This window comes from Paenibacillus typhae, assembly GCF_900099765.1.
Taxonomy (GTDB): Bacteria; Bacillota; Bacilli; order Paenibacillales; family Paenibacillaceae; genus Paenibacillus_AQ; species Paenibacillus_AQ typhae.
This window is the reverse complement of sequence record NZ_FNDX01000027.1, coordinates 45,567-68,396: the sequence shown is the minus strand read 5'-3', so window position 1 is coordinate 68,396 and position 22,830 is coordinate 45,567. Positions and strand designations below refer to the sequence as shown.

The window sequence follows — 22,830 nt, the reverse complement described above, 5'->3', positions numbered from 1 at the left end:
TTAGGAGTGATGTACGATCTCATCCGGATCACTTTGGAAGGAGTCGGCGATTGCCAGTCCCGGTCCAGCCATAGTCATCTTAACGTCGAGTACTTCCAAAGCAGGCTTGCTGTATTCCTTTTTCATGTTTGTCACCCCCTTTCAAGCGATTTCCTCACGACAGGCGCTTCAGGAACCTGTAAAAGACAAGTCCGCGTGCCAGCAGGCGAAAATCTGTATTAAAAATCAGATGAGGTTCGGGCTCACTACCCAGCCGGTCCAAGCATCCGGCGAGCCCCGTACTGTTCAGATATACAGCAGCCTGCGGATCACGGGTCATCTCACGCAGTTCACCGAGAAAAGCACCCCATTCCGGCAGCATCCGCTGGATGCCGTCTGCCCCCTGCACCCCGCGCCGTTTGCGGTTGAGCCGGACATTGTCGGGCAGGCGCCCGGCCATGGCGCGCCGGATCAGCGAACGGTCCACCCCTTTCTGGACGTACTGCTCCTCGGGAACAGAGAGGCAGAACCGGATCACACGCAGGTCATTCGTCGGGTCACGGTCCCATACCCGGTATTTCAATGACAGCTTCGTAGCAACCGTACCGTTAACATTCCAGATATGCGGCTGCTCAAAATGTCTTTTGCGGAAATCATATATGCTCTGTGCGGAAGGATCCCCGGCTATGTTCAACCGCTCCAGCCGCTCATACACCTCTGTGCGTTTGGCAAATCCGGGGTCAATCAGCTCAGGCAGCTCCTCCTGGCTCTGTCTGTGGGACAGCAGGCTGCGTATTTCAGGAAAGGCCTTCCTGCCTACAATTTTCATAACCAGCTTGCGGTTCGCCTGCATGGACTGGTTATAGCCTTTGTGCTCCCGGTAGAAGGAGAGCAAGCGGAATTCCCGGAGCAGCTTGGCCTGATAGTCCAGAGCCGGGCCCCAGGAGACACTCCAGTTTCCCCTCTGTCCGCTTAGCAGGATACCGATATCCTGCTGCTGGGCCTGCTCGTAAATCCCTTTCAGCCAATAAGAATTCTCGATAAATTTATAGGGCATTTCCATAATGCCCAGCCAATCCTCGATATCGTTATAGGAGTTACGTTCAGGAAAATTCAGCAGGGTCGGCTGAATATTCCCCACATAATCTATCGTTTCCTGAATATAAGGGCGTTCATCAGCTACCCGGTTGCCCAGTTTGAAGCCGGTGAAGCCGTCTACCGGATACGAGCTGAACGTATAAAGCGGCTTTCCGCGGCGGCGCAGCTCCTCTGCCGCAAAGCTGACGACAGAACCGGAATCCAGCCCTCCGCTCAGGTTAGCGCCCGCTGCACGGTAAGTGCGGAGCCTATCCTTCACCGCCCGTCCAAACACTTCCCGGAATGCTTCCTCGTACTCCCAGTTGGAGCCAAGCCGCAGCTCCGGTGGAGCCTGGATTGTTAAGTAGCGGGAGAATACAATATTCCCGTCCGTTATAGAGACGGAGTGAGAGGGAGGAAGCTGTCCCACCGAGTCATATACAGTTAAGAAACAGTCCGCAGCATCCACTCTGTCCTGTATAGCCAGAAACTCGGCCACCCACTGTTCATTCAGCCCGTGTCCTGCACCCGGCAGCGACAAAAGCGGATGAATGACCGTACAAAAGGCGAAATAGGTTCCGGACTGATGAAAATAAAGGGTACGGTTGCCGGAGAAATCTCTTGCTCCAAACAGCTTATGCTGCCGCTCATCCCAGATCATGAAGGCAAAATCGCCTACCAGATGCACAGGTGCTGCTTCCCCCCACCTTTCATAAGCAAGCAGGATCAGCAGGCTGTCAGGAATGACCTCCCGGTCTATACCCGGGACATTTAATGCATCAAACAGTTCATTTCTATTATCAATGATCGCATCGGCCGTAATGGCGAGCTTCCGCTCCGGATCATAGTATGGCAGCTGCTCATTTACAGATTGCGGTGTGATCCACTGTGACCGGCATCCGAGAAAGATATCCCGGTTCTGCCAGCCTCTCGCATCGTCAGCCGGGTAACGGTTAAGCTGCTTCATCAGGCTTGTGCCCAGTTCAGGGTCCAGACTATGCTGCTGCAGATGATAGATACCAGCGATCGCACTCATAGGAAAGCCTCCACTTAGCGACTTCTTTGCGGGTTCGTAATAAAGAACATTTCTTATATATAAGATACAGTTCAGGACATGGAATGTGAATTACACAAAGGAGGAAAAATCGTTATCCTTTAGCGTATCATTATTAGTATACTTAGGTGGTAGATGGATGGGACATTTTTCCTAATAATTCTTTTAGAGGAGGCAGCACAATGGACAATAAAGCGGATGAACCTGTTCTGTTATCCATTCCGGACCGCTTTGAAAGCAGGCGGCTAATGATCCGTTCGGCGTTATGGGGAGACGGGGAAGCTGTGAATGAAGCGGTACGGGAGAGTGCCGGGGAGCTGCGGCCGTGGATGCCCTGGGCCAGGCAGCTGCCTACCCTTGAACAATCCGAAGCCAGCATCCGCAGATCCCGGCTGGAGTTCCTTGAGCGCACCGATCTTAGACTGCTCCTGTTCAGTAAAGACACTGGCGATCTTATCGGGAGCAGCGGCCTGCACCGGATTGACTGGCAGACCCGGAAATTTGAAATCGGCTACTGGGTACGCACCTCATACGGCAGGCAGGGATATATCAGGCGATTACAGACTACGCGGTTCAGGAGCTGCAGGCGAACCGGATTGAGATCCGCTGCGACTCCCGCAATGTGCAAAGCGCTCGGGTAGCTGAACGCTGCGGCTTCACGCTCGAAGGTATTCTCCGCAATGACAAATGCGATGTGGAGGGTCTGTTGCGGGATACGATGATTTTTTCCAGGGTACGGGGTGTAGAATATTAGGCATTATTAATAGAAGGAATTTTTTAGGAGGAAGCGGCTATGCAGCATTTGCAATTCGTTACAGATTACAAAAAAGAGGATCAGCTGCGGACCAGCTTCTTCGCGCTTGCTGCAGACACCTTCGGCTTAGAGCTGGAGAGCTGGTATCAGGAGGGCTTCTGGGACGGACGGTACATCCCTTTTTCCTATGCGGATGGAGACCGGATTGTTGCGAATGTATCGGTAAACCTGCTGGATCTTGTCATCGACGGGAACACTGTGCAGGCCATTCAGCTCGGCACGGTGATGACCCATCCCGATTACCGCCGGCAGGGCTTGTCCGCAGCATTGATGGAGAAAGTGATGACAGTGTACGGCAGCAGCTGTGAGCTGATGTATCTGTTCGCTAATGAAAGCGTACTCGATTTTTATCCGCGCTTTGGCTTCCAGCCGGCCGGGGAGCAGCTTTTCTCCGCCATATACAAGCCTTCCCTGCCTGCCACAGAGCAGGCGGTTATTCGCAAGCTGGATATAAGCTGCCGTGAGGATCTGGCGTTCATCCATTCTTTTGCCGGTCAGCGCCGGCCGGTGTCGCAGCGTTTCGGGACGTCAGGCGCGCCGGGGCTGCTGATGTTTTATTGTCTGAATGTGTTCGGTGAGGACCTCTACTATTTGGAGGAGGATGAAGTGATCGCGATTTGCCGGCAGGAGGGTCAGGAGCTGCAGCTTTTTGATGTGATCAGCCGCCGGGAGCCTGATATTCACTCCATATTGTCCAAGCTTGCGGATAGCGGCACTACACAAATTGTTTTCCACTATACCCCTGATTACAGCGGCCTAGAAATGAGCAGTACTCCTTATGACAGCGGCTTATTCGTAAAAACAGGCATGGGGTTTTCTTTTGCCGGAAACATGAAGCATCCTGCTACTTCTATTGCTTAAATTACAGCGTCATAAACCCGCCAAAACGGGCAAGGAATGCTTCCTTCTCCTTATAATCCGGCATGATGCTGCCGAGCCGCCGCCAGAACGAGCGGTCATGGTTCATATGCAGCAGATGGCACAGCTCATGAATGATCACATAATCAATCACCTCGGGCGGGGCCATGGCCAGCCGGTAGTTGAAGGTCAGCTTCTTGTCCGAGCTGCAGCTCCCCCATTTGGTGCGGGACTCTACGATCTCGAACGATTTCGGCTTTACCTTCAGCTGGTTCTGGTACTGCGGCATCCGCTCGGCAATCACTTTTTTCAGACTGTTAAAATAGAACTTCTTAAGCTCCAGCTTCAGCGTCTCCGCATCCCGTTCACCGGTTGCAATCAGCTTGTGCAGCGGATATTCCTTGCCCAAATAGAGGAAGCTCCCCTCCTCCTCGTACTCCTTCGGCTGCGGAACCTGCCTGGCTGCCTCCAGGCTGCGCAGCTTCTCTGTAATCCAGGCGCCGTGTCCCTGGACTGCACTCAGGATCACTTCATCAGCCATTCCCTTTGGCGCTTTGACATTGAGCCGGCCGGCCCCGTCTATCTGCAGGGATATTTTCTTCCGTTTGCTGTACTGGATGTTCAGCGTCAGGGTCTGGTCTCCGATTTGAATCTGCATGCTTAACCTCTTTTATCGTATAAATCAGCTGTAAGGCTGTCTGGGTTAACTATAGCATGATTTAGGGAGTGGCGCCTGCTGCTGTGAGGAAGCCGGTTGTACTATACTCTGCAATGTTCAGGGAGACGTTCATTTGAAAGGTAAGCTGAATGGCCGCTGGCTGGAACTCCATGATGTACGTAACGATATATGGCGTTTCAGGATAAATCAGGGTCAGAACTAAAATGTCCCTGTCCTGCCAAGCTGCTGTAGTAACAACCTCCTGCTGATGCAAAGCCAGGTCCTTGTAGAATACCCCCTGGGTGCTGAGTGTCTGGCCAAAATGGAACGGCAGCACGCCATCCCTTGCATCCCCGTAAACCATTTGCAGCATCAGCTGCTCCTCCTGCATATCCAGTCTGATCGCCTTCAGCCCGTGCGGATTGTCTGCCAGGCGGTACACTGCTGGCTTAAGTCCGGGTCTGCTTTCGGGCGGGAGTGTGGAGGGGAGCAGCATGGCCGGATGAGCCTGGCTGATTATGAGGCTTTCATTGGCATTAAGCTCAAGTGAGTTATGCTCCTCCTGCTGATCCAGGCGGTCGAAAAGCTGTTCAAATATAAGATCAAGCAGCGTCTGCAGCTGCTGCACACCGGGAAAAGCGGACGTAGCCGCAATTACGATACTCTCCCGCGGGGCCACTAAGAGCAGCTGGCCAAAGGAGCCGTCTCCCCGGAAGCAGCCTCTCCGGCATAAATGAAACTGGTAGCCGTAGCCCTGGGCGAAATCAATCCGTCCTGCCTTGGCAGACGGCCGGTTGTCACTTTGCTCACTGGCAGCCAGCGCCAGATAACGCTCTGACACGATTCTTTTGCCTGCGTATTCCCCTTTGTTCAGCAGCATCTGACCAAGCTTGGCTATGCTCTCGGTAGACAGGCTAAGTCCCATTCCTCCTGCGGTAATGCCGAGCGGGCAAGTCTCCCAGACCGGCCGGGGAATATCCAAAGGCTCAAACAGCCGCGGCATCAGAAAATCAACCAGCTTCTCTCCGGCAACCTGTTCGATAATGGCCGACAGCATATACGTGCAATGTGTGCTGTATACATAATGGCTGCCCGGCTCATACGCGACCTCCTGGGCCAGGAACGCCTGCACCCAGTCTTCCTCTCGCGCAACAGCGCCATATATGTTATCCCCGTGCCCCGCATTCATGGATAACAGATGATGCACCGTCATCCGGGCGAGGTTGGCTGAAATGGTGTCAGGGAGCTTGTGCGGAAAAAAGGAGATGACCGTGTCCTTAAGCTTCAGTAGTCCTTCATCTATGGCGATGCCCGCCGCGATGGAGGTAACACTTTTGCTCAACGAATACAGCAGCTGCGGCTGGTCCACCCGATAGGGCTCCCGTGCAAACTCCGCCGTTACTGCACCATCCTGCAGCAGCATGAAGGTGTTGACGGCGAGTCCGGATTGCTGGATGCGGGAGAAGAAATCCCTTAGGGTACGGGGGGGTAGGCGGGGTTTGCCGGGCAGAGCTTGTGATACAGACATATTGACGCCTCCTTCCGGTGATAAAAAAATCCCCTTAGCATAAAGGGGATTTTAAGAATTAGTATGTATTACGCCGCAGAGATGATTCCGTTGCCTCTCAATGCAGAATGGGCCTGCTCATCGGCTGGACGGTAGCCTTTGTCTAACAGATCTTTGATGAAAATTTTGTTATATACAAATGAAAAAATGATGCCGGGAATCCATGCGCCGATTCCAAAAGTGAATATCCCAACGGCTACAGCAGTAATACACATAATCGCTGCCCATTTCAAATCACCTCTGAAGAGTGCCGGGAAAAACCCGAAGAAAAACGTAGTCCAACTAAATCCAACCTTAACTTCCTTTACTACTCCAGCCCTATTTTTCAACCTTACATGCATGACGAAAGTCCCCCTATTTGGCAATTAACACCAATCATATTACATTATATGACAAGATAAAAACAACCAAAATTTTAACAGACAACATATTTCTTTCAGAATTATGACAAAATTCTATATTTTCGCAGCAAGCCATAATTCAGACATAAAAAACCTCCGTTAAAACCCTGACTAAGTCAGAGTTTCAGCCGGAGGCTGGGGTTGTAAGCTATGATGAAAGTGGCGTTATAATAACATTCTTAAGGCGTAGGCATGCCGCCGTTCGCATTCAGCGTCTCACCGCTGACATAGCTGGATTCCTGGCTGGCCAGGAACACGTAAGCTGGTGCCATTTCAGCCGGCTGTCCCGGACGGGCAAGCGGTGTCTTGGCGCCGAAGTCCTTCAGCGCTTCTACCGGCTGGCCGCCGCTGATCTGCAGCGGAGTCCAGACGGGTCCAGGTGCTACAACGTTGACGCGGATCCCTTTTTCAGCAACCTGCTGGGCAAGTGATTTACTGAAGGTGTTAATCGCCGACTTGGTCGTCGCATAATCCAGCAGAATCGGTGCAGGCGTATAAGCCTGAATCGAAGAGGTATTGATGATCGTGCTGCCCGGCTTCATATGCTTGATGGCGGCTTTACAGAGCCAGAACAGCGAGTATACATTTGTCTTGAAGGTAGCATCAAATTGCTCCGTCGTCAGATCGGCGATGTCGGTCACGTACTGCTGCATGCCCGCGATATCCGCCAGAATATCAATACCGCCAAGCTCTTTTACCGCAGTAGCAATAAGCTGCTCACAGTACTGCTCGTCCTTGAGATCACCCGGCATGGCTACCGCCTTGCGTCCGGCTTCCTCAACGAGCTTAACGACCTCCCGCGCATCGGCCTCTTCTTCCGGCATGTAGGCAAGGACAACGTCAGCCCCTTCACGGGCAAAAGCAATCGCCGTCGCACGGCCGATCCCGCTGTCCGCTCCGGTAACTACCGCCTTGCGTCCGGTCAGCCGCCCGCTGCCTTTATAAGTCTGCGCACCGTCATCCGGCTTCGGATACATCTCCGTTTCCAGGCCCGGTGCAGGCTGCTGCTGCTCAAATTCCTCTGTGGCCTTCTGATATTGCGTTGTAGGGTCTTGAACCGTAAATTGATCGCTCATCGTACATTCCTCCTCTGTGAATTTCCACTGGTTGGTGACTAGGGCTATACAACTACTAAATCCTTCGACTCTTTCTATGTAACCGCGATGGTTCTAATCTAAACTAAAGTTAGACAATTGCGGAAACGCAGCCTGCTTAGTATCAATTTACCTATTACAATAAATTTTAATAAAAGGAGCCCCCACATGATCCAATCCCTATCCATCTCTTCCCGAAGCGAATCCTTACTCCAGACCCTGCTCAACATCTGGGAGACCTCTGTCCGGTCTACACATCTTTTTCTCTCCGAAAAAGACATTGCCGACCTGCGTCCTCTTGTCCTGCAAGGACTCGGGGTAATTGACCAACTGCTGATCTATTCTGTTAACGAGGGTAATGCGCCCCTCGGCTTCATGGGCATACAAGACCATAAAATCGAAATGCTGTTCATAAGTCCTACAGCCATGGGACAAAGCATCGGCAAAAAGCTCGTTACCCATGCCATTGATCACCTGAACGTACAAAGCGTGGATGTAAACGAACAAAACCCCCGGGCGCTCGGCTTTTATGAGCATATGGGTTTCTGTGTGGTTGAACGGTCTCCGCTTGATGAGCAGGGCACCCCGTTTCCGATCCTGCATATGAAATTGCGGTAGTCCTGCCTCAGTAAATTCCGCACCGAGCGCCGGGAGGCGCACGTATAAAGACCCTCCCGGCTTCCCGGGAGGGTCTTTATCACTAACAAGCTATTCCACCGACTTCAGCGCCTCGATCATATGAATCCGTTTGAGCTTGATGTGCATGAAGGCCATGACGATGCCCGAGAACAGCATGGTGAGTACCGCCGCATAAATGTAACTCGGCCACTCAATGACCGGGGCGAACATCGTCGCATCCAACTCGGCCGTCTGCAGGACAAAGCTGTGCAGCACGATGCCAAGGCCTGAACCGGCGGCAATGCCGAGCAGGGTCAGAATAATATTTTCACGGTAAATGTACATCGTCACTTCATTATCGTAGAAGCCCAGCACCTTGATCGTCGACAGCTCGCGGATGCGCTCGGATACATTGATGTTGGTCAGATTATACAGGACGACGAATGCCAGCGCCGCTGCGGATACAATCAGCACCAGGGTGACAACGTCCATGCTCTTCATTGTATCGTCAAAAGCAGTACCGACGCTGCTGGAGAAGCTGACTGCGGCTACGCGTGCACTTGCGGTCAGCTTTTCACCGAACTGGTCCTCCCAGGCACTGTCCGGGGCATTATAGTTCAGCAAAGAGGTGTTGAACACCGGCTCTTTCCCGAATACGGAAGCATAATACGCAGGGGTCATATAGGCATAGTGAAGCACATAATTTTCGGTGATTCCCGTAATCAGAAGCTCGAACGGCTCATTTTTGCTGTCCGCCAGGGTCAGGGTATCTCCAGCTTCAAGCCCGTACAGCTTGGCCAGCTTCTCCGAGATGATCACTCCTTCATCCGTAAGCTCCAGGGTCTTACCAGTGCTGCGATCCTGCAGCGACACATACTGAGGCAGCGAATCTGCAGCTTCCGGCACAAACAGATTCACATCCTGATCGTTAACACCGCTGGCCCGTGCGGTCATCGTCTCCTGGGCGACATCCAGTGTACCGGTAATAGCGGTTTCGCTGCTGATCAGCTGCTCATAGGACTGCTGCTCTTCTGCCGGGGCATCGGTATGCAGCGCTACCAGCGCATCGTATTTCATAATGATGCCGAACTGCTTCGGCGCGATGCTGCCGATCGAATCCTTGAGCCCGAAGCCGGTCAGAATCAGCGCTGTACAGCCGGCTACACCGAATACGGTCATGAACATCCGCTGCTTGTAGCGGAACAGATTGCGGGCCGTAACCTTCTGGACAAAGCTGAGCCTTCTCCAGATAAAGGTTAGCCGCTCCAGGAAAATCCGCTGTCCGCTCTTCGGCGCTTTGGGCCGCATCAGCACGGCAGCATTGCCGCGCAGCTCCACCCGTGCAGCGAACCAGGCCGTAAGGGTAGTACAGACCAGCGCCACAATAATAGAAATAATTGAATATGACGGATAGAAGCTCTTGATCAAATCCGGCAGATTGTAAAGTGAGCTGTAGGCATCAAATATAATGGCCGGCAGCAGCGTGAACCCTACAGTTAAACCAACAGCCGATCCCGCCAGACTGGCAAGCGTGCCGTACACCAGGAACTTGGCCATAATGTCACGGTTGCTGTAGCCGAGGGCCTTCAGCGTCCCGATCTGCAGCCGGTGCTCCTCGACCATCCGCGTCATGGTTGTCAGGCTGACCAGCGCCGCTATCAGGAAAAAGAATACCGGAAACACGCTGGCAATCGCCGACAGCCGGTCGGCATTGTCTTTGTACTCGGCATATCCCGGATTGGCATTCCGGTCCGTGACATAAACCTTCGGCAGCGTAAGCGCCGCCAGCTGCTGCTCGCCTTCGGCCAGCTTCGCTCTGGCTGCTTCCAGCTGCTCAGCCGCCTCACTGCCGGCTGCCGCCTGGGCCTGCCGCTGCTCTTCCGTCAGCTGGCCGGCCGCCTGCGCAAGCTGCTGCTCGGCGGCTTCCAGCTCCGCGCGGCCCTTGGCGAGCTCCGCTTCCCCTTCAGCGCGCAGCTCCGAGAGCCGCGCCTCCGGTACGCCCGCCATCGCCTGCTCCACTGCCTCCGTGTGCTGCTCCAGCAGCGTTTCATACTCTACGCTGTAAGCTTCGATCCCGGCGGTATCCTTGAAGGACAGGTACGCTTCGGTGTAGACCGGCAGCTTGAAATCTGCCTCGGCAATGACAGCGAACGCATCTGTCGTGCCTTTGCCGATCGTGCTGGTGCCGCGGTTGTTTTTCTCAATGAACTGCGGACTGCGCGCAAAGCCTACCACCGTATACTCCAGTGTCCCGAAGCTTTCTGACAGCCCTGTCTCTGTACCGTTTCCGCTGAACACAATCTTGTCGCCAATGGCGTACTCACCGGCCAGCAGGTCATCCAGCACGATCTCCCCGGATTGCTCCGGCAGACGCCCGTCCATCAGGCGGTACTGGTTAAGCGCCTGCTCTTGATTGTAGGACAAGACCTTCAGGATCACTCCGTTATCTCCCGCGAAGACATCGGCGCTGTAGCCCGGCTGCACCTCCTCGACCTCCGGCACATCCTTCAGCAGCGTAAGCTCGTCTTCTGTCAGGCCAAGCGTGCTCTGCACCTTCAGGTCCATCAGCCGCTTGTCCTTGAAAAAGGTGCCTGCGGTATCCAGCATATCCGGTCCGGCCGCCTTAATCCCGGAGAAAAAGCAGACGCCCAGCATAATAATCGCAAAAATCGAAATAAAGCGGGCCTTCGTATGCCCGATCTCCCGGAAGATATCCTTCCACAACGCCTGTTTCTTCATCGCTGCCCGCTCCTTACCATTCGATATCGTCAACGGATACCGGCGAAGGATTAACAACCATTTTCCGCACCTTGGCGTTATTGATCTCAATCACCCGGTCCGCCATCGGCGCAATCGCCAGATTATGCGTAATGACGATGACGGTTGTTCCGGTATTCCGGCAGGTATCCTGCAAAAGCTTCAGCACCTGCTTGCCGGTGTTATAATCCAGCGCTCCTGTCGGCTCATCGCAGAGCAGCAGCTTCGGCTGCTTGGCCAGCGCCCGGGCAATCGCGACGCGCTGCTGCTCCCCGCCGGACAGCTGGGCCGGGAAATTGTTCAGCCGCTCCCCGAGTCCGACATCCTCCAGCACCTTGCGCGCATCCAGCGCACGCGGGGAAATCTGCGAGGCCAGCTCGACATTTTCCAGTGTGGTCAGGTTAGGCACCAGATTGTAGAACTGGAACACAAAGCCCACATCATTGCGCCGGTAGCCGGTCAGCTCCTTACTGTTAAATTTGGCGATGTCAGTACCATCCACAATGACCTGACCTTCGTCGGCTGAATCCATCCCGCCCAGAATATTAAGCACCGTCGATTTGCCTGCACCGCTGGGACCGACAATGACCGCAAATTCACCTTTATTAATCTCGAAATCGATCCCGTCGTTAGCGACAATCGTTGTCTCACCCATTTTGTAGCGCTTGTATTCATTCTTCACCGCAACAAAGCTCATTCCTCATCCTCCTGTTTCTGTCTATGCGGGGCATATACATTCCAGTTTATCACAAATACAAGGCTGAGGCCTGCAGGCCTGAGCGGACAGCAAAGACCCACGGGAGAATATAATCCCATGGGCCCTCTGTTGCCTTTACAATATTATTTTTTCGTAAAAGTCATCTTGTCCAGATTGCCCACATACAACAGGCTGGAAGTGGTCGAACCCTTAAAGGAAACGTACAGGCTCTGCTTGCCGGTCAGCTTTTGACTCAGGGCTGCCCCTGCTGTTTTGTAGCTGCCCCAGGCGCCGCCTGTGTTGGGGAGATTTACGGTAGCAATGACAGTGCCGTCTTTGCCGCCGAGGCGGATTTCAGCCGTGATGTCTGCCGGTGTACGGTTGGTGGGTGCATCGTACAGGAATGACACGTAATTTTTGCCCTGCGTGCCGAAATCGATATCATCAAAAGTCAGCCAGGCACCTGTAAACGTATTGCCGACGGTCTTCCCGCCGTTGTTATTCTCTGTTTTGAGCGGATTGTTATTGAAGGTATTCTTCGCATCCGACCAGGCGGTGCGGTTCTCGAATTCTACAAGCACATCCGGCTCAGCTGCAGCCAGTGAGAATGAAGCATTATCAAAGTTGCCGATGTACTTAAAGGTTGAATCGGTTGAGCCTTTGAACACCAGATAAATATCCTGCAGCCCGGTCAGGGTCTTGCTCAATTCCCCTGTCACCGTCTTATACGTTCCCCACGAGCCTGCGGTCGGCGGAGCTGCCAGTGTGCCCACAAGCTCACCGTTAACTCCGCCCAGCCGGAGCTCAACAGAAGAGTCTGCAGCGGTATTCGTCGAATTGCCTGCATATTCTACTGACCACTGGTTGACACCTGCGCTGCCGAAGTTCATTGACTTATAAGCCAGCCAGGCGCCGCTGAACGTATTCGCAACCTGCTTGCCGCTTTTTCCGGCCTCGGTCTTCAGCGGCCCGCCGTTGGCCGGATTGTTGTCCGTGGACCAGGCATCGTAATTCTCCAGCTCCAGCTTGGCATAATCGGTCCGGATCGCCTGATAGCTCCAGATGAACCGGTCCAGATTCGCCACATACGGACGCGCACTGTCTGTCGTTCCTTTCAGCACGGCGAACAGGGTTTGTTTACCGGTCAGCGTCCGGTTCAGCATACCTTCCGCTGTGGCATACTGCGTCCAGCCTGCTCCCGTATTCTTCAGGGCGACCGTACCAAGAAGCTCGCCGTCTGCTGCCCCGAGCCGCAGCTCCAGCTGTGAATCCGCCGGAGTCCGGTCGGAGTTGGCATTGTATTCAACCGTTATCTTGTTGGCACCCTCATTTCCGAAATCGATATCCGCAAAGGACAGCCAGGCACCGGTAAAGGTGTTGCCTACCACCGTTCCGTTATTGCCGGCTTCCGTCTTCAGCTTGCCGTTGTTAAAGGTGTTCACCGCATCGGACCAGGCGGTGCCGCTCTCAAATTCAACGATGCGGTTATCCACCACCGGCGGCTCCGGCTCTTCCGCCGGGTCAGGTACAACCGGATTCTTGACCGGTACCGGAAGCGGCTCAGGAAGCGGTTCTTCACCGCCCGGCTGTTCGCCGCCAGGTCCGCCCGGATTGCCCGGTTGTCCCGGATTCTGCGGTGCAGGCTCCGGCTGGAATTCGACCGGCTCAGCCAGCCACAGGGAATCGTAGATGTTGCCGTTGTAACTGTCAACCAGATAGACGTTGACCTGATAACTGCCGGCATTGACACCGAAGCTCTGTGCCAGGTCAAAGCTGCCGGACTGCACAGACATTGCGCTTGAGAGCAGCGCCTGCTGTTCCCCGTCCATCAGCTGGATTACAGCAACTGCCGGGCCTGTATAGCCCCCCTTCAGGGTACCTGTTACCTCTACAGTCATGTTGCCTGTACGCTTCACATCTGCCTTCAGATCATATACATCCCACAGAATATCAGAGGTATACGGGGCATCCGATAGCAGTGCCTCGCCTGCTGTAACATTCCGTGCTTCACTTGCCTTGATGCGCACCTGTACCGCACCTGCAGCGAAGGCCTGCGGGCCCACAACCTGCGGATTAGCGTCAGCTGTCTTCCAGCTTGCGCCGTTATCGGTGCTGACTTCGTAATCAGACGGGCTCTCAAAGCCCGGTACCGGAGTCCAGCCAAACGTATTAGCCTTATCATCAACCGCCGGAGCCGTTGGCGCCTGCGGCTTCACCATCTCGCGGATCGTCTCCAGGCTGAAATCAAAGGCAATGTCCGAACTGCTGAAGTTCACCTGATGCACCTCTGCAGCAAGTACATTGACCCCTTCCTTCAGATATGCCGGATCAATCTCGTACCGGTTCCAGTCCCGCTCATCACCTACTGTGGCGTTGGCATTGGTCTCATAGGCCACAGCTCCAGCCGGCATATTCGTCCGGATAATCTCATGCCCGTTCAGATAGACCACAGCGCCGTCGTCACGGATCAGGCCGGCATCCAGCTCCAGAATATCCTTAAGATCCGCTGCTTCGAACATTGTGCGGAAATAAGTTGTCGTATATTTCTTGCTTGCATCAGGACCGTAGCCCGTTACCGTCTTGGCATAGCCCTTGTTATCATAACCAAGCGGTGCCTGTCCGAAGGACCAGCTGCTGTCATTAAAGTCAGCTCCTGTCCAGCCGTTGCCGGGCGCTTTGCCTTTGTCGTAATATTTCCATTCCGAGCCCCCACTGACCAATGCGGTACGCGAGAGGGTGTTCTCAATGTCCGCATCGTAATCCACTGTAGGCGGAGCAGCTTTGGCTGAAGCACCCCAGGCGTAATTCGGCTCGCCAGCCATATCAAATTCCAGCGTGCCGCCGTTCTTCACATCAGCATAGCTGATCCAGGCCTGGTCGAACGTTTGGCCGTTCAGCTCTGCAGACTGGATGAACCTGTTCTCAGGAGAGACATTGTCAGCTTTGATGGTGAACGTCTTGCCGCCATCCAGGTGCAGTGTCAGCTCCGAGAAAATCGGCGAGCCGATCAGGAAATTGGCATCGCCCGGGTTGCCCGGGAACAGTCCCATCGCGCTATAAACAAACCACGAGGACATCCCGCCCGCATCGTCATCCATGGAAGGCAGATAGCCTTCAGGATCAGCGCGGTAGACACGCGACTGAATCGGATAGGCATATAAACCGTGGTTGTGGTACTTCTGGGTAACAACCTCCGTTGTATATTCTCTGGCGTAATACTGGGTCAGATACGGATAGCCCAGATAGTTGAACAGATAAGGAACGTCGATATCCGGCTCATTAATCGCCATGTACTCATTTCTGGCAAAGAAGTCCTGCAACTGCTTAGCCATTTCTGTTTTGCCGCCCATCAGCTGAGCCAGACCGTTCATGTCCTGTGTTGCAGACCAGCGGTAGGTCCAGAGATTGCCCTGATAAGCGTACTTGTCCACAGCAGTTACGTCATTTTTGGCTACCGTGGTACCGTTCGGGGTGAAGAAGCCGGTTTTTACGCCGTTTTCATCAACCTGGTTCGCATTCCACAGCTTCTGGTAGGACAGTGCGAGCTTCTTATATTTGTCATAAGTGCTCTTATCCCCAAGCAATGCAGCCAGCTTCATCGGGAAGTAAGCACTCTTCGCTTTCTCCAGCTTGCCGGAGATTTCGCTGTCAGAGATTGAGAAGTTATCTGCGTCCACAGCCATTCCCTTAAGCGCCGTATACGCATCATAGTCAGTGAAGCCTTTGGCATAAGCATCAAGAATGACAGCTCCGTTGAATTCGTTACGGACCGTCGGGCTCGGCCAGTAGCCGTCCCCCCACTGGGTGTAGGTTCCTCTCGTTGTGTACAGATCAACCAGCGACTTCACCATGTTGTTGTACTTTTGCGGCTCCAATACAGAGAACAGGGCATATTTGCGGAAATCATCCCAGGTCGCCCAGCCGTTATAGTATTCAAAATCATCGCCAAGCTCAGACGTCTGGCGTACCGCGCTCTCGGCTCTGCCTGCCTTGAACGTTCCGGCAGAGCTGGTCACGTTCTTCGGATGCAGATACGTATGGTACATCTGGGTATAAAATACTTTCTTGTTCTCTTCATCCGCATCCTTAATTTCCACCTTGCCCAGTATATCGCTCCAGGCGGCACGGATCTTGGCGTGCTGGGCATCGAAATCCCAGTCTGCAATATCCTGCTTCGCTTCGGCTCTCGCCTGCTCCACACTTACCGCCGACAGGCCGACCTTGGCCTGGATCACTTTATCAGAAGCTGTATTGAAGTTGACCCACACACCGCTGTTTGCACCGCTGCGGACAGCAGCTGCCCCGGTGGTATTGCCCTCCCAGGAGGTGTAAGAACCAAAATCATGGTCAAACTGGATGGAATAGTAGAGCTTATAATAGCCGTTGCCGCAAACATTTTTGGATTGGACCATGCCTGTAATCTCATTGTTGCTCTCTACCTTCAGGTTCGCATCCAGCATCCCTGCATAGGAATTAGAGAGATCAACCAGCACAGAGCCCGTATTGGCGGAAGCCGGGAAGGTATAACGGTGGAACCCGACGTTATTGGAAGCTGTCAGTTCCACTCCGATTCCCGATGCCAGCGTTACCCCGTAATAGCCTGCGGAGGCCTGCTCGCTGCTCTTATCATATTTCTGCTTATATTCATTTACATTTTTGGTAAAAGAACCGGTCTGCGGCATCATCAGAATGTTACCGCCTGCACCGCTGCAGCCCGCACCGCTGAACCGCACCTGGGAGAAGCCCTTGAGGTTTTTATCCTGATAATAATAACCGCTGAATGCTCCGCCGTCGCTGTCCGGTCCCACTGAGACCAGGCCGAACGGCATTGACGGTCCGGGATTTGTCTGGCCGTTGTCACCCAGCGTGTTAATGAACGGATCTACATAATCTGCCGGATCCAGATTTACCGCCGGATAAGCAGGGTATTTGCCGGTATCCACCCCGTATATCTCCAGCTCATACAGGCGGACCGTATTGTCCCCGGCAGCGCCTTTACTGACGTAGAAACGGAGATACTGTGCCGTTACCGGCTCAGGCAGGTAACGGTCAACGACCGTCTGCACATTGCCCTGCACGACATCTACATCAGTCCAGGTTACACCGTCATCACTTTTCTGCAGCCGGAAATTCTGCGTGTTCCAGAACGGGCTGTTCGAGCCTTCACTAATGGCTGCGTTGTAAACCTTCCATTCATTAATTGTATACTGCTTGCCGAGATCAAGCGTCATCCACTTGATCTTGGCGGCTGTATTGTCGCACCACTTCGTATCCAATTTGCCGTCTACCGCAAATTCCGCCCGTTCATTAATATTAGCTTGTCCTGAAGCGGCCACCTTTGCATTCAGTGCAACATTCCTTGTCGGATACACCTCAATCCCGGCTTCAGCGGCGGACGCCGTGACTGTAATAGCAGTCACGGAATCCAGCAGCCCGAGCAGCATCAGGACTGACATCAGAATGGCGAACAGTTGTTTACGCATGAGCTTCATTTCCCTCGCTTTCATCTTATAAAGAAGAGCCGGATTGAACCAGACGGCTGACCATAGCAGCCACTTCAGCACGGGTAACCTGCTTCTTCGGCTGGAACTTTGTGCCGTCTCCCTGCATCAGCCCGCTCACTCCCGCTTCGGCCACACTGGCTGCAGCCCAGGAGGAAATCTGCTGTGCATCAGCATAAGCCGGATTGGACTGGCTGCCTGCCGGCAAGCTGAAATGCTTGGCCGCATGGACCAGCGCTACGGCCGCTTCCTCGCGGGTAATGCGGTCGCCCGGACGGAATGCCCCGTCATAGCCGTTCATAATACCCATTGCTGCCGCTTCAGCCGCCTGCTGCGCATAATAGCTGCTTGACGGCACGTCACTAAACGGTGCCGGAGCAACCATGGAAGGCACGCTGCCCGTACGTTCTACGGCACGCATCAGCAATGCAACGAATTCCGCGCGGGTAATGCCGCGTCCCGGCTCGTAATGCTCCGCATCCACACCGTTCACCAGATGCTTGGCGGCAAGCCGTTTCACCGCCGGCTCAGCCCAGTGTCCGGACAAATCCGTAAAGCTCTTGTCATAGACCAGCAGTGCATACGTGGAGAAATGTCCGGTCTTGAAGGTTACCGTTCCGCCCTTTATGCTTCCCGGCATATATTCTGCACTGCTGCCGTTCAGATAGTAGATGCCGGCAAGTTCTGTATTGATGGCTGCCTGCTGCGCAGGCGTCAGCTTCAGGCTAACCTGGGCCTGCTGCCCCAGCTGGTGAATGCCGGCAGTATTACTGCCGTTAACGGATTCGATAGTAAGGGAAATCATGACGCCGGTAGGAGCATATGCAGCATCGCCGCCCGCAGCGCGGGTAACCAGTGCTCCCGCTTCGTCGTTCCATACTGCGTTAAAGGTAATCCGCAGCCGGGTCTGGTCATCTCCTGACAGCTTAATCGCACCTGCCGGGAAAGATATGGTTCTTACCCCGTCTGTCAGTACAAGAGCGGTATTGCCTGTGTTCATCAGCTCCATTGATTTCCCCGGAAGCTCCAGCGTCACGTCCGTCTCGCCTGCTGTCGCCGGAAGCTCTAGTGTAATACTGCCCGCAGCCTGCTGCATGGCCTGCGTCAATGTATCTGCACCCACCAGATAACGTCCGCCTTCAACCGCCTCCGGTTTCACGATGGCACCGCTGGCAGAGCCGGCACCGGCAGGAATAACGTCTGCGGCTGGTGAGGCCGGTATGCCGCCTGTTCCGCCCGGCAAGGAAGGATTCGGTGTGGATGTCGGTACCGGGGTCGATGACGGCGTAGGCGTTGGTGCCGGGGTCGGCGTTCCCGTACCCGGTTCTCCGCCTCCCGGCTCCTCCCCGCCCGGAATGGTAAAGGTCTGCGTAAGCGTCGTTCCGCCGCTGCCGGCAATTACGGTATAGCTGCCGGAAGGAGCCAGCACCTGGCTCGCAGGAATAGCCAGCCGCTTCGTATAAGCTCCTCCATCCGCCGTAAGAACATCAATATAGAATACGGTCTGAGCGGGACTGACCACTTTGACAACAACCTGGTCTGCCTGGCCGGGTGTTGTACCTGACAGCGTAATGCTGCCGCCCCGTAAGGCTTCCTTCACACTGAGCTGCAGCGTGAAGGATGAGGCTGCAAAGACTGCAGCAGGGATACACAGGAGCATAAAGGCCATTACAGCCGCTACAACTTTTTTCACCTTCGGATTCCTCTCTTTCCTGGTCACTGAAGCTCAGCCGGCTTGGCAAGCTGCTCAGGCACTTCAAGATTGCTGTTAAATTGATCAAATACGAATACCTTGACCCGGTAGTCCGCACCTTTTACGTTGTAATACTGGGACATGGTGAGGGTATCACTCTTCAGCGGAACCGCGCTGATCAGCAGCGGAGTATCGCCGTCCAGGAGCTCGAACACCACATAGGCGCTGCCGGTGTATTCCGCCAGCTTCTCGACTGAAACCTCAACCTTGAGCTGATTATCCCGTTTGAGTGTTCCTTGGAGCGCGTACGTATCGCTATGATCATTAAGGGTAAACGGTTTATCCGAGAGCAGCGCCGAGCCTGCCGGTGTCCCGGCTGTCTCATCGCCCTTGATGCGGACCTGAACCTTACCTGCAGCGTATTCACCATCTGGAAGCGGCTGCGGGTTCGCTGTGGCCGGCTGCCACTTTTCGCCTCCGTCAAAGCTGAATTCATAATCAGCAGCACGGGTATATCCCGGTACCGGAGTCCAGCCGAAAGTGTTACGGGCATCATCAACAACCGGAGCGGTAGGGGCTGCCGGGCGTTCACCGCCGGTGAAGACAGCGGCTTCTGCGGAATTGTCACGCTTATTTACAGCCTTGACGATGAATTCGTAATCTACAGCCGGATTCGTTCCCGCTACTGTTAATTCGTACTTACTTTGTCCCTCAACTGCCGGAACATAGACGTTCCAGTTCATACCCAGCTTCCCGTTTTTCTCATAGATACGGAAGCCTCTCACAGCATCATCTGCACTCACGTCCTGAGGTTTTTCCCAGGTAAGCAGTGTAGCCTTCTCCTCTGCCCGTGCAGCCGAAAGTTTCTCAACCGGTTTCGGTTTGCTGTCTTTCCGTACAATCGTGTACGTATCAAAAGGTGCAGTATCACCGGATTTATAAGAATTGATCGTAAAGCTGTCTTCCGTCATCAGAATTCCGGAGTAAATCGGCATCTTCGGCTGTTCGTAAACGGCTGCAAAATAAGGATCTACATTCTTATTAACATCGTAAAATTTCGTGCCGGAGGAGTTGTTGATCATGTATAACGTTCCGTCCGGGTTAAGCGGATTTCCATTTTCGTCCTTGACGACATTCTCTACGACTTTGTTCCCGTACATTTGATTAGAGCGTACATAGACATGGTCATGTCCCTGCAAGACTACGTCGATTCCAAGCTCATCAAAGACGGGATACAGCGTTTCCCGCAGCTCTTTGATTTCGGTTTCGGCCGCATGTCCCCCCAGCGAATAGATCGCCTTATGGAACGCAACAACCTTCCACTTCTTGTCCGTCTCGGCGACTTCCCGCTTCAGCCACTCAATCTGCTGGTTGAAGGAATTCCGCTGACGCTCGTCCCAGCCCATATCCATCGTATTCATAACCATGATGTGGGCTTCGCCGTAGTCGAAGGAGTATACACTGCCCGGAGGAAGCGGATCATCAATGGAATCGTTCGGATAGTTAAAATGATAATAATAGTTGTCGTTATACGGACCTTCGTGGTTACCGACAGCTGCCATCAGCGGAAGCTTCATCAGCATATTCTGCGGTTTGCCAAAGTAATCGAGCCATTGGGATTCCAGTGATCCGGCATCAACCTGATCGCCCGTCATCACCAGGAACTTAGCGTCCGGATAGTCATCCAGCCCGTTCTTCAGCGTATCGGCCCAGACCTCATAGTCATGGGTGTTGGCGCCTTGGGAGTCGGTCATATACAGGAAGCTGTAGGTATCTTCCTTCTCGCCCTCGGTCGTGAAGCTGCCCTCGGCACTCCAGTTGCCGTCGCTGCCGACACGGTACTTATAGGCAGTTCCGGGAGCAAGTCCGCTGGCGACAGCCTTATGGCTGATAAAGGCCCCTGTTGTCGAGCCGGTAATTTTCAGATTAAGCGCTTTGGTATCGGCAGGATCACCTGTAAAACGCTGCTTCGCCGGAGAATCAAAGCCCTGATCCGCAGGAACAACCTCGACGATGCTGTCCATGATTCCTGCCGGTGCGCTGTCCGGTCTTTCATAGCTTGTATACCAGGCGAAGGAACGGTTCGTTTTCGCTTCGTTCAGGAAGGACATTGCGATGGCGATCGGTGAATAATCAACCGCTTCCGAATGATTATCAGGACTGAAAATGAAGCTGCCCGCAGCCGTATCCCCGTCAAGCTTAAGTCCGGCCTGTCCGTCATATTCGACGTTTACAATCTGTCCCGGCATAATGATGGTTCCCAGCGTCAGCATCAGCTGGTCAGCGCTGCTTCCTTGAACCGCCTGCAGGACCGGAATTACCTTGTCGCCCGCTTTAACGGTCAGATGTTCAGCCAGCTCTGCAGGAACAGTCTGCAAATTACCCGTGAGCTGCAGCGCTATGCTCAGGCCTCCGGAATCGACGGTGCCAAACACGGGGCCATTGTAACCGGCCGGAAGATAGAAGGCTTCCGCAGGGACAATCTGCTTCTCGATTCCAGGGCCGGACCAGCGCAGATAAAGATTGGAGCCGCCGTAGTCCTCAAAGTACTCTACCTTGAAGCTGTGCATCTCCCCGGCCTGCAGGGTTACAGGGCTGCTGGTCTGCTCAACATCCCAGTCATTCTTCCAGTGATCGACCACCAGCTTATCGTCAATCCACATCCGGAAGCCGTTATCTCCAATCATGTAGAAGGTATAATCACCGGATGCCGGTACTGCCAGCCGGCCTGTCCAGCGGATATTGGCATCATCTGCCCGTCCGGCCCAGGTCTGGAGAACCGGATCCAGATTGCTGAAGTTAATCTGTGAATCAATTCGCGTGGATTTATAATCAGCGAACTCAAAATTGTCGTTATTGGTGTAATATTGGCCCAGTAAGCCATGTTCTTTGGAGGCTGCTGCCCCTGCTGAGGCATTCAGCTCTAGAGAGAAGTAAGTATCGGAGCTTGCTCCGCGGTCCTGATGTACCTCTGCTGCAATTACGTTAACGCCTTGCATCAGCAGAGCAGGATCGATAGTGAAGTTGTTATCCAGCCGTTCGTCGCCGACGGCGGAAGAGGCATAAGTATTGTAGAGGATTGTGCCCTGCGGCATGTTGGTCCGGTAGACTTCCTGTCCGTTCAGGTATACAACAGCTCCGTCATCACGTACCAGTGTAGCTGCGAGACGGGTGACTGCTGCCGGATCTTCAACCTGGAACTCATTACGGTAATACGTTGTGGCATATTTCTGGCTGGCATCCGGACCATAGCTGATCCGGGTCTTCAGATCCAGTCCCTTACCGCTGCTTGCATAACCGAGCGGCGCTTGTCCCTGCTTCCACAAGCTGTCATCATACACATTGCGCCAGACCGTAGTCTGATCTGATCCGTCATCAAGATAGGACCAGGTGCTGTCCTTGGCGATTAATGTACCTCCGGCTGCTGCTGCGGAAAGCAATCCGGCATCTCCCAATCCCCGGGCTGCTGCTCCATCTCCGGTGCCTCCGGATGTACCGGCATTGCCTGCTGCATCGGTACTAATTGCTTCTTCAGCTGCAGTATTGCCTGTGTCTGCAGGCTCTGCACTGGCCGGAAGCAGCGGCGCATAACCGGCCGTGAGCAATGAAGCTGTGAGCATAGCTGCTGTAAGCGCACGGCTTCCCAGCATAAACCTCTTCTTCACTTCTTTTCCCCCCATATGAAAGTTGTAATCAATGGGAAATGATACGTTTAGTCCGGCAACTGTGCAATCCATGCATGGTAAAGGGCGGGTTAAGTTTTCGTAAAACCCGATGGCAGCTTTCAAACAGCTCTCCGGTAATAAAAACTCTTCATAACCATAACTTCCTTTTACTTCCTTATTCCAGCGGGCTTTCACAGCCTCATATCCGCGGCCCGATGCGCTATACAGCGATTCAGCAGCCTTTTAAGGAAATGTAAGCGGAAGGTTAAACCAACGCTGAATTTCCCTATATTTGTATACAAGATTTTTCGTATTTTTATTTGACTTTATGTATTTTTAAATCATCTGTCCCCAGACTTGCTTCAAGAAACAAATAAAAGCCGCAGTTTAACCTGCA

The 22,830-nt window shown here is 53.7% G+C and carries 13 protein-coding genes and 1 pseudogene; 3 read left to right on the top strand and 11 right to left on the bottom strand.

The features are described from left to right. Positions 1-126 (bottom strand): paeninodin family lasso peptide, encoded by a 126-nt coding sequence (locus BLR64_RS30065; protein ID WP_039869839.1) that lies wholly within the window; start codon positions 124-126, stop codon positions 1-3. A gap of 28 nt (positions 127-154) precedes the next feature. Continuing rightward, positions 155-2,092 carry an asparagine synthase-related protein gene (locus BLR64_RS19730; RefSeq protein ID WP_090716753.1) on the bottom strand — a complete coding sequence of 646 codons (1,938 nt, stop codon included), beginning with the start codon at positions 2,090-2,092 and terminating at the stop codon, positions 155-157. A 200-nt stretch (positions 2,093-2,292) separates the two neighbouring features. Here BLR64_RS19730 and BLR64_RS19725 point away from each other — a divergent pair. Beyond that, positions 2,293-2,864, top strand: a pseudogene (locus BLR64_RS19725) (GNAT family N-acetyltransferase). A 39-nt stretch (positions 2,865-2,903) separates the two neighbouring features. Further along, complete coding sequence (locus BLR64_RS19720; protein ID WP_090716752.1) at positions 2,904-3,785, top strand: GNAT family N-acetyltransferase; 882 nt, start codon at positions 2,904-2,906, stop codon at positions 3,783-3,785. 1 nt (position 3,786) lies between these two features. Here BLR64_RS19720 and BLR64_RS19715 read toward each other — a convergent pair whose 3' ends face one another. The 4 genes from BLR64_RS19715 to BLR64_RS19700 all read right to left on the bottom strand — a co-directional run bounded on the left by BLR64_RS19715 (position 3,787) and on the right by BLR64_RS19700 (position 7,484). Further along, the gene (locus tag BLR64_RS19715; protein WP_090716750.1) at positions 3,787-4,440 is read right to left on the bottom strand and encodes a M48 family metallopeptidase; all 654 of its coding nucleotides are present in this window, start codon (positions 4,438-4,440) and stop codon (positions 3,787-3,789) included. A gap of 61 nt (positions 4,441-4,501) precedes the next feature. Further along, positions 4,502-5,968, bottom strand: a complete 1,467-nt coding sequence (locus tag BLR64_RS19710) for a serine hydrolase domain-containing protein (RefSeq protein ID WP_090716749.1) — start codon at positions 5,966-5,968, stop codon at positions 4,502-4,504. 68 nt (positions 5,969-6,036) lie between these two features. Further along, a complete protein-coding gene (locus tag BLR64_RS19705; RefSeq protein ID WP_090716747.1) occupies positions 6,037-6,348 on the bottom strand; it encodes a hypothetical protein in 312 nt (103 codons plus the stop codon). A 239-nt stretch (positions 6,349-6,587) separates the two neighbouring features. Further along, entirely contained in the window at positions 6,588-7,484 is an 897-nt protein-coding gene (locus tag BLR64_RS19700; RefSeq protein WP_090716746.1) for an SDR family oxidoreductase, read from the bottom strand. A 186-nt stretch (positions 7,485-7,670) separates the two neighbouring features. Here BLR64_RS19700 and BLR64_RS19695 point away from each other — a divergent pair, with 186 nt between their 5' ends. Continuing rightward, on the top strand, positions 7,671-8,120 hold the full coding sequence (locus BLR64_RS19695) for a GNAT family N-acetyltransferase (RefSeq protein ID WP_090716744.1): 450 nt from the start codon (positions 7,671-7,673) through the stop codon (positions 8,118-8,120). A gap of 90 nt (positions 8,121-8,210) precedes the next feature. On the opposite strand, the gene BLR64_RS19690 is transcribed toward BLR64_RS19695, so the two are convergent. From BLR64_RS19690 to BLR64_RS19670, 5 genes are all read right to left on the bottom strand, one after another. Continuing rightward, on the bottom strand, positions 8,211-10,859 hold the full coding sequence (locus BLR64_RS19690) for an FtsX-like permease family protein (RefSeq protein WP_090716743.1): 2,649 nt from the start codon (positions 10,857-10,859) through the stop codon (positions 8,211-8,213). A gap of 13 nt (positions 10,860-10,872) precedes the next feature. Continuing rightward, positions 10,873-11,574, bottom strand: a complete 702-nt coding sequence (locus BLR64_RS19685; protein WP_068728401.1) for an ABC transporter ATP-binding protein — start codon at positions 11,572-11,574, stop codon at positions 10,873-10,875. Between the two features lie 143 nt (positions 11,575-11,717). Next, positions 11,718-17,138, bottom strand: a complete 5,421-nt coding sequence (locus tag BLR64_RS19680; protein WP_244157777.1) for a GH92 family glycosyl hydrolase — start codon at positions 17,136-17,138, stop codon at positions 11,718-11,720. Next, positions 17,083-18,768, bottom strand: coding sequence for an S-layer homology domain-containing protein (locus tag BLR64_RS19675; protein ID WP_090716741.1), 1,686 nt, complete (start codon positions 18,766-18,768; stop codon positions 17,083-17,085). Before BLR64_RS19675 ends, BLR64_RS19680 begins: the two co-directional genes overlap by 56 nt. Positions 18,769-18,791: 23 nt before the next feature. Next, positions 18,792-22,433, bottom strand: coding sequence for a PA14 domain-containing protein (locus BLR64_RS19670; protein ID WP_244157776.1), 3,642 nt, complete (start codon positions 22,431-22,433; stop codon positions 18,792-18,794). Positions 22,434-22,830 lie beyond the last annotated feature (397 nt).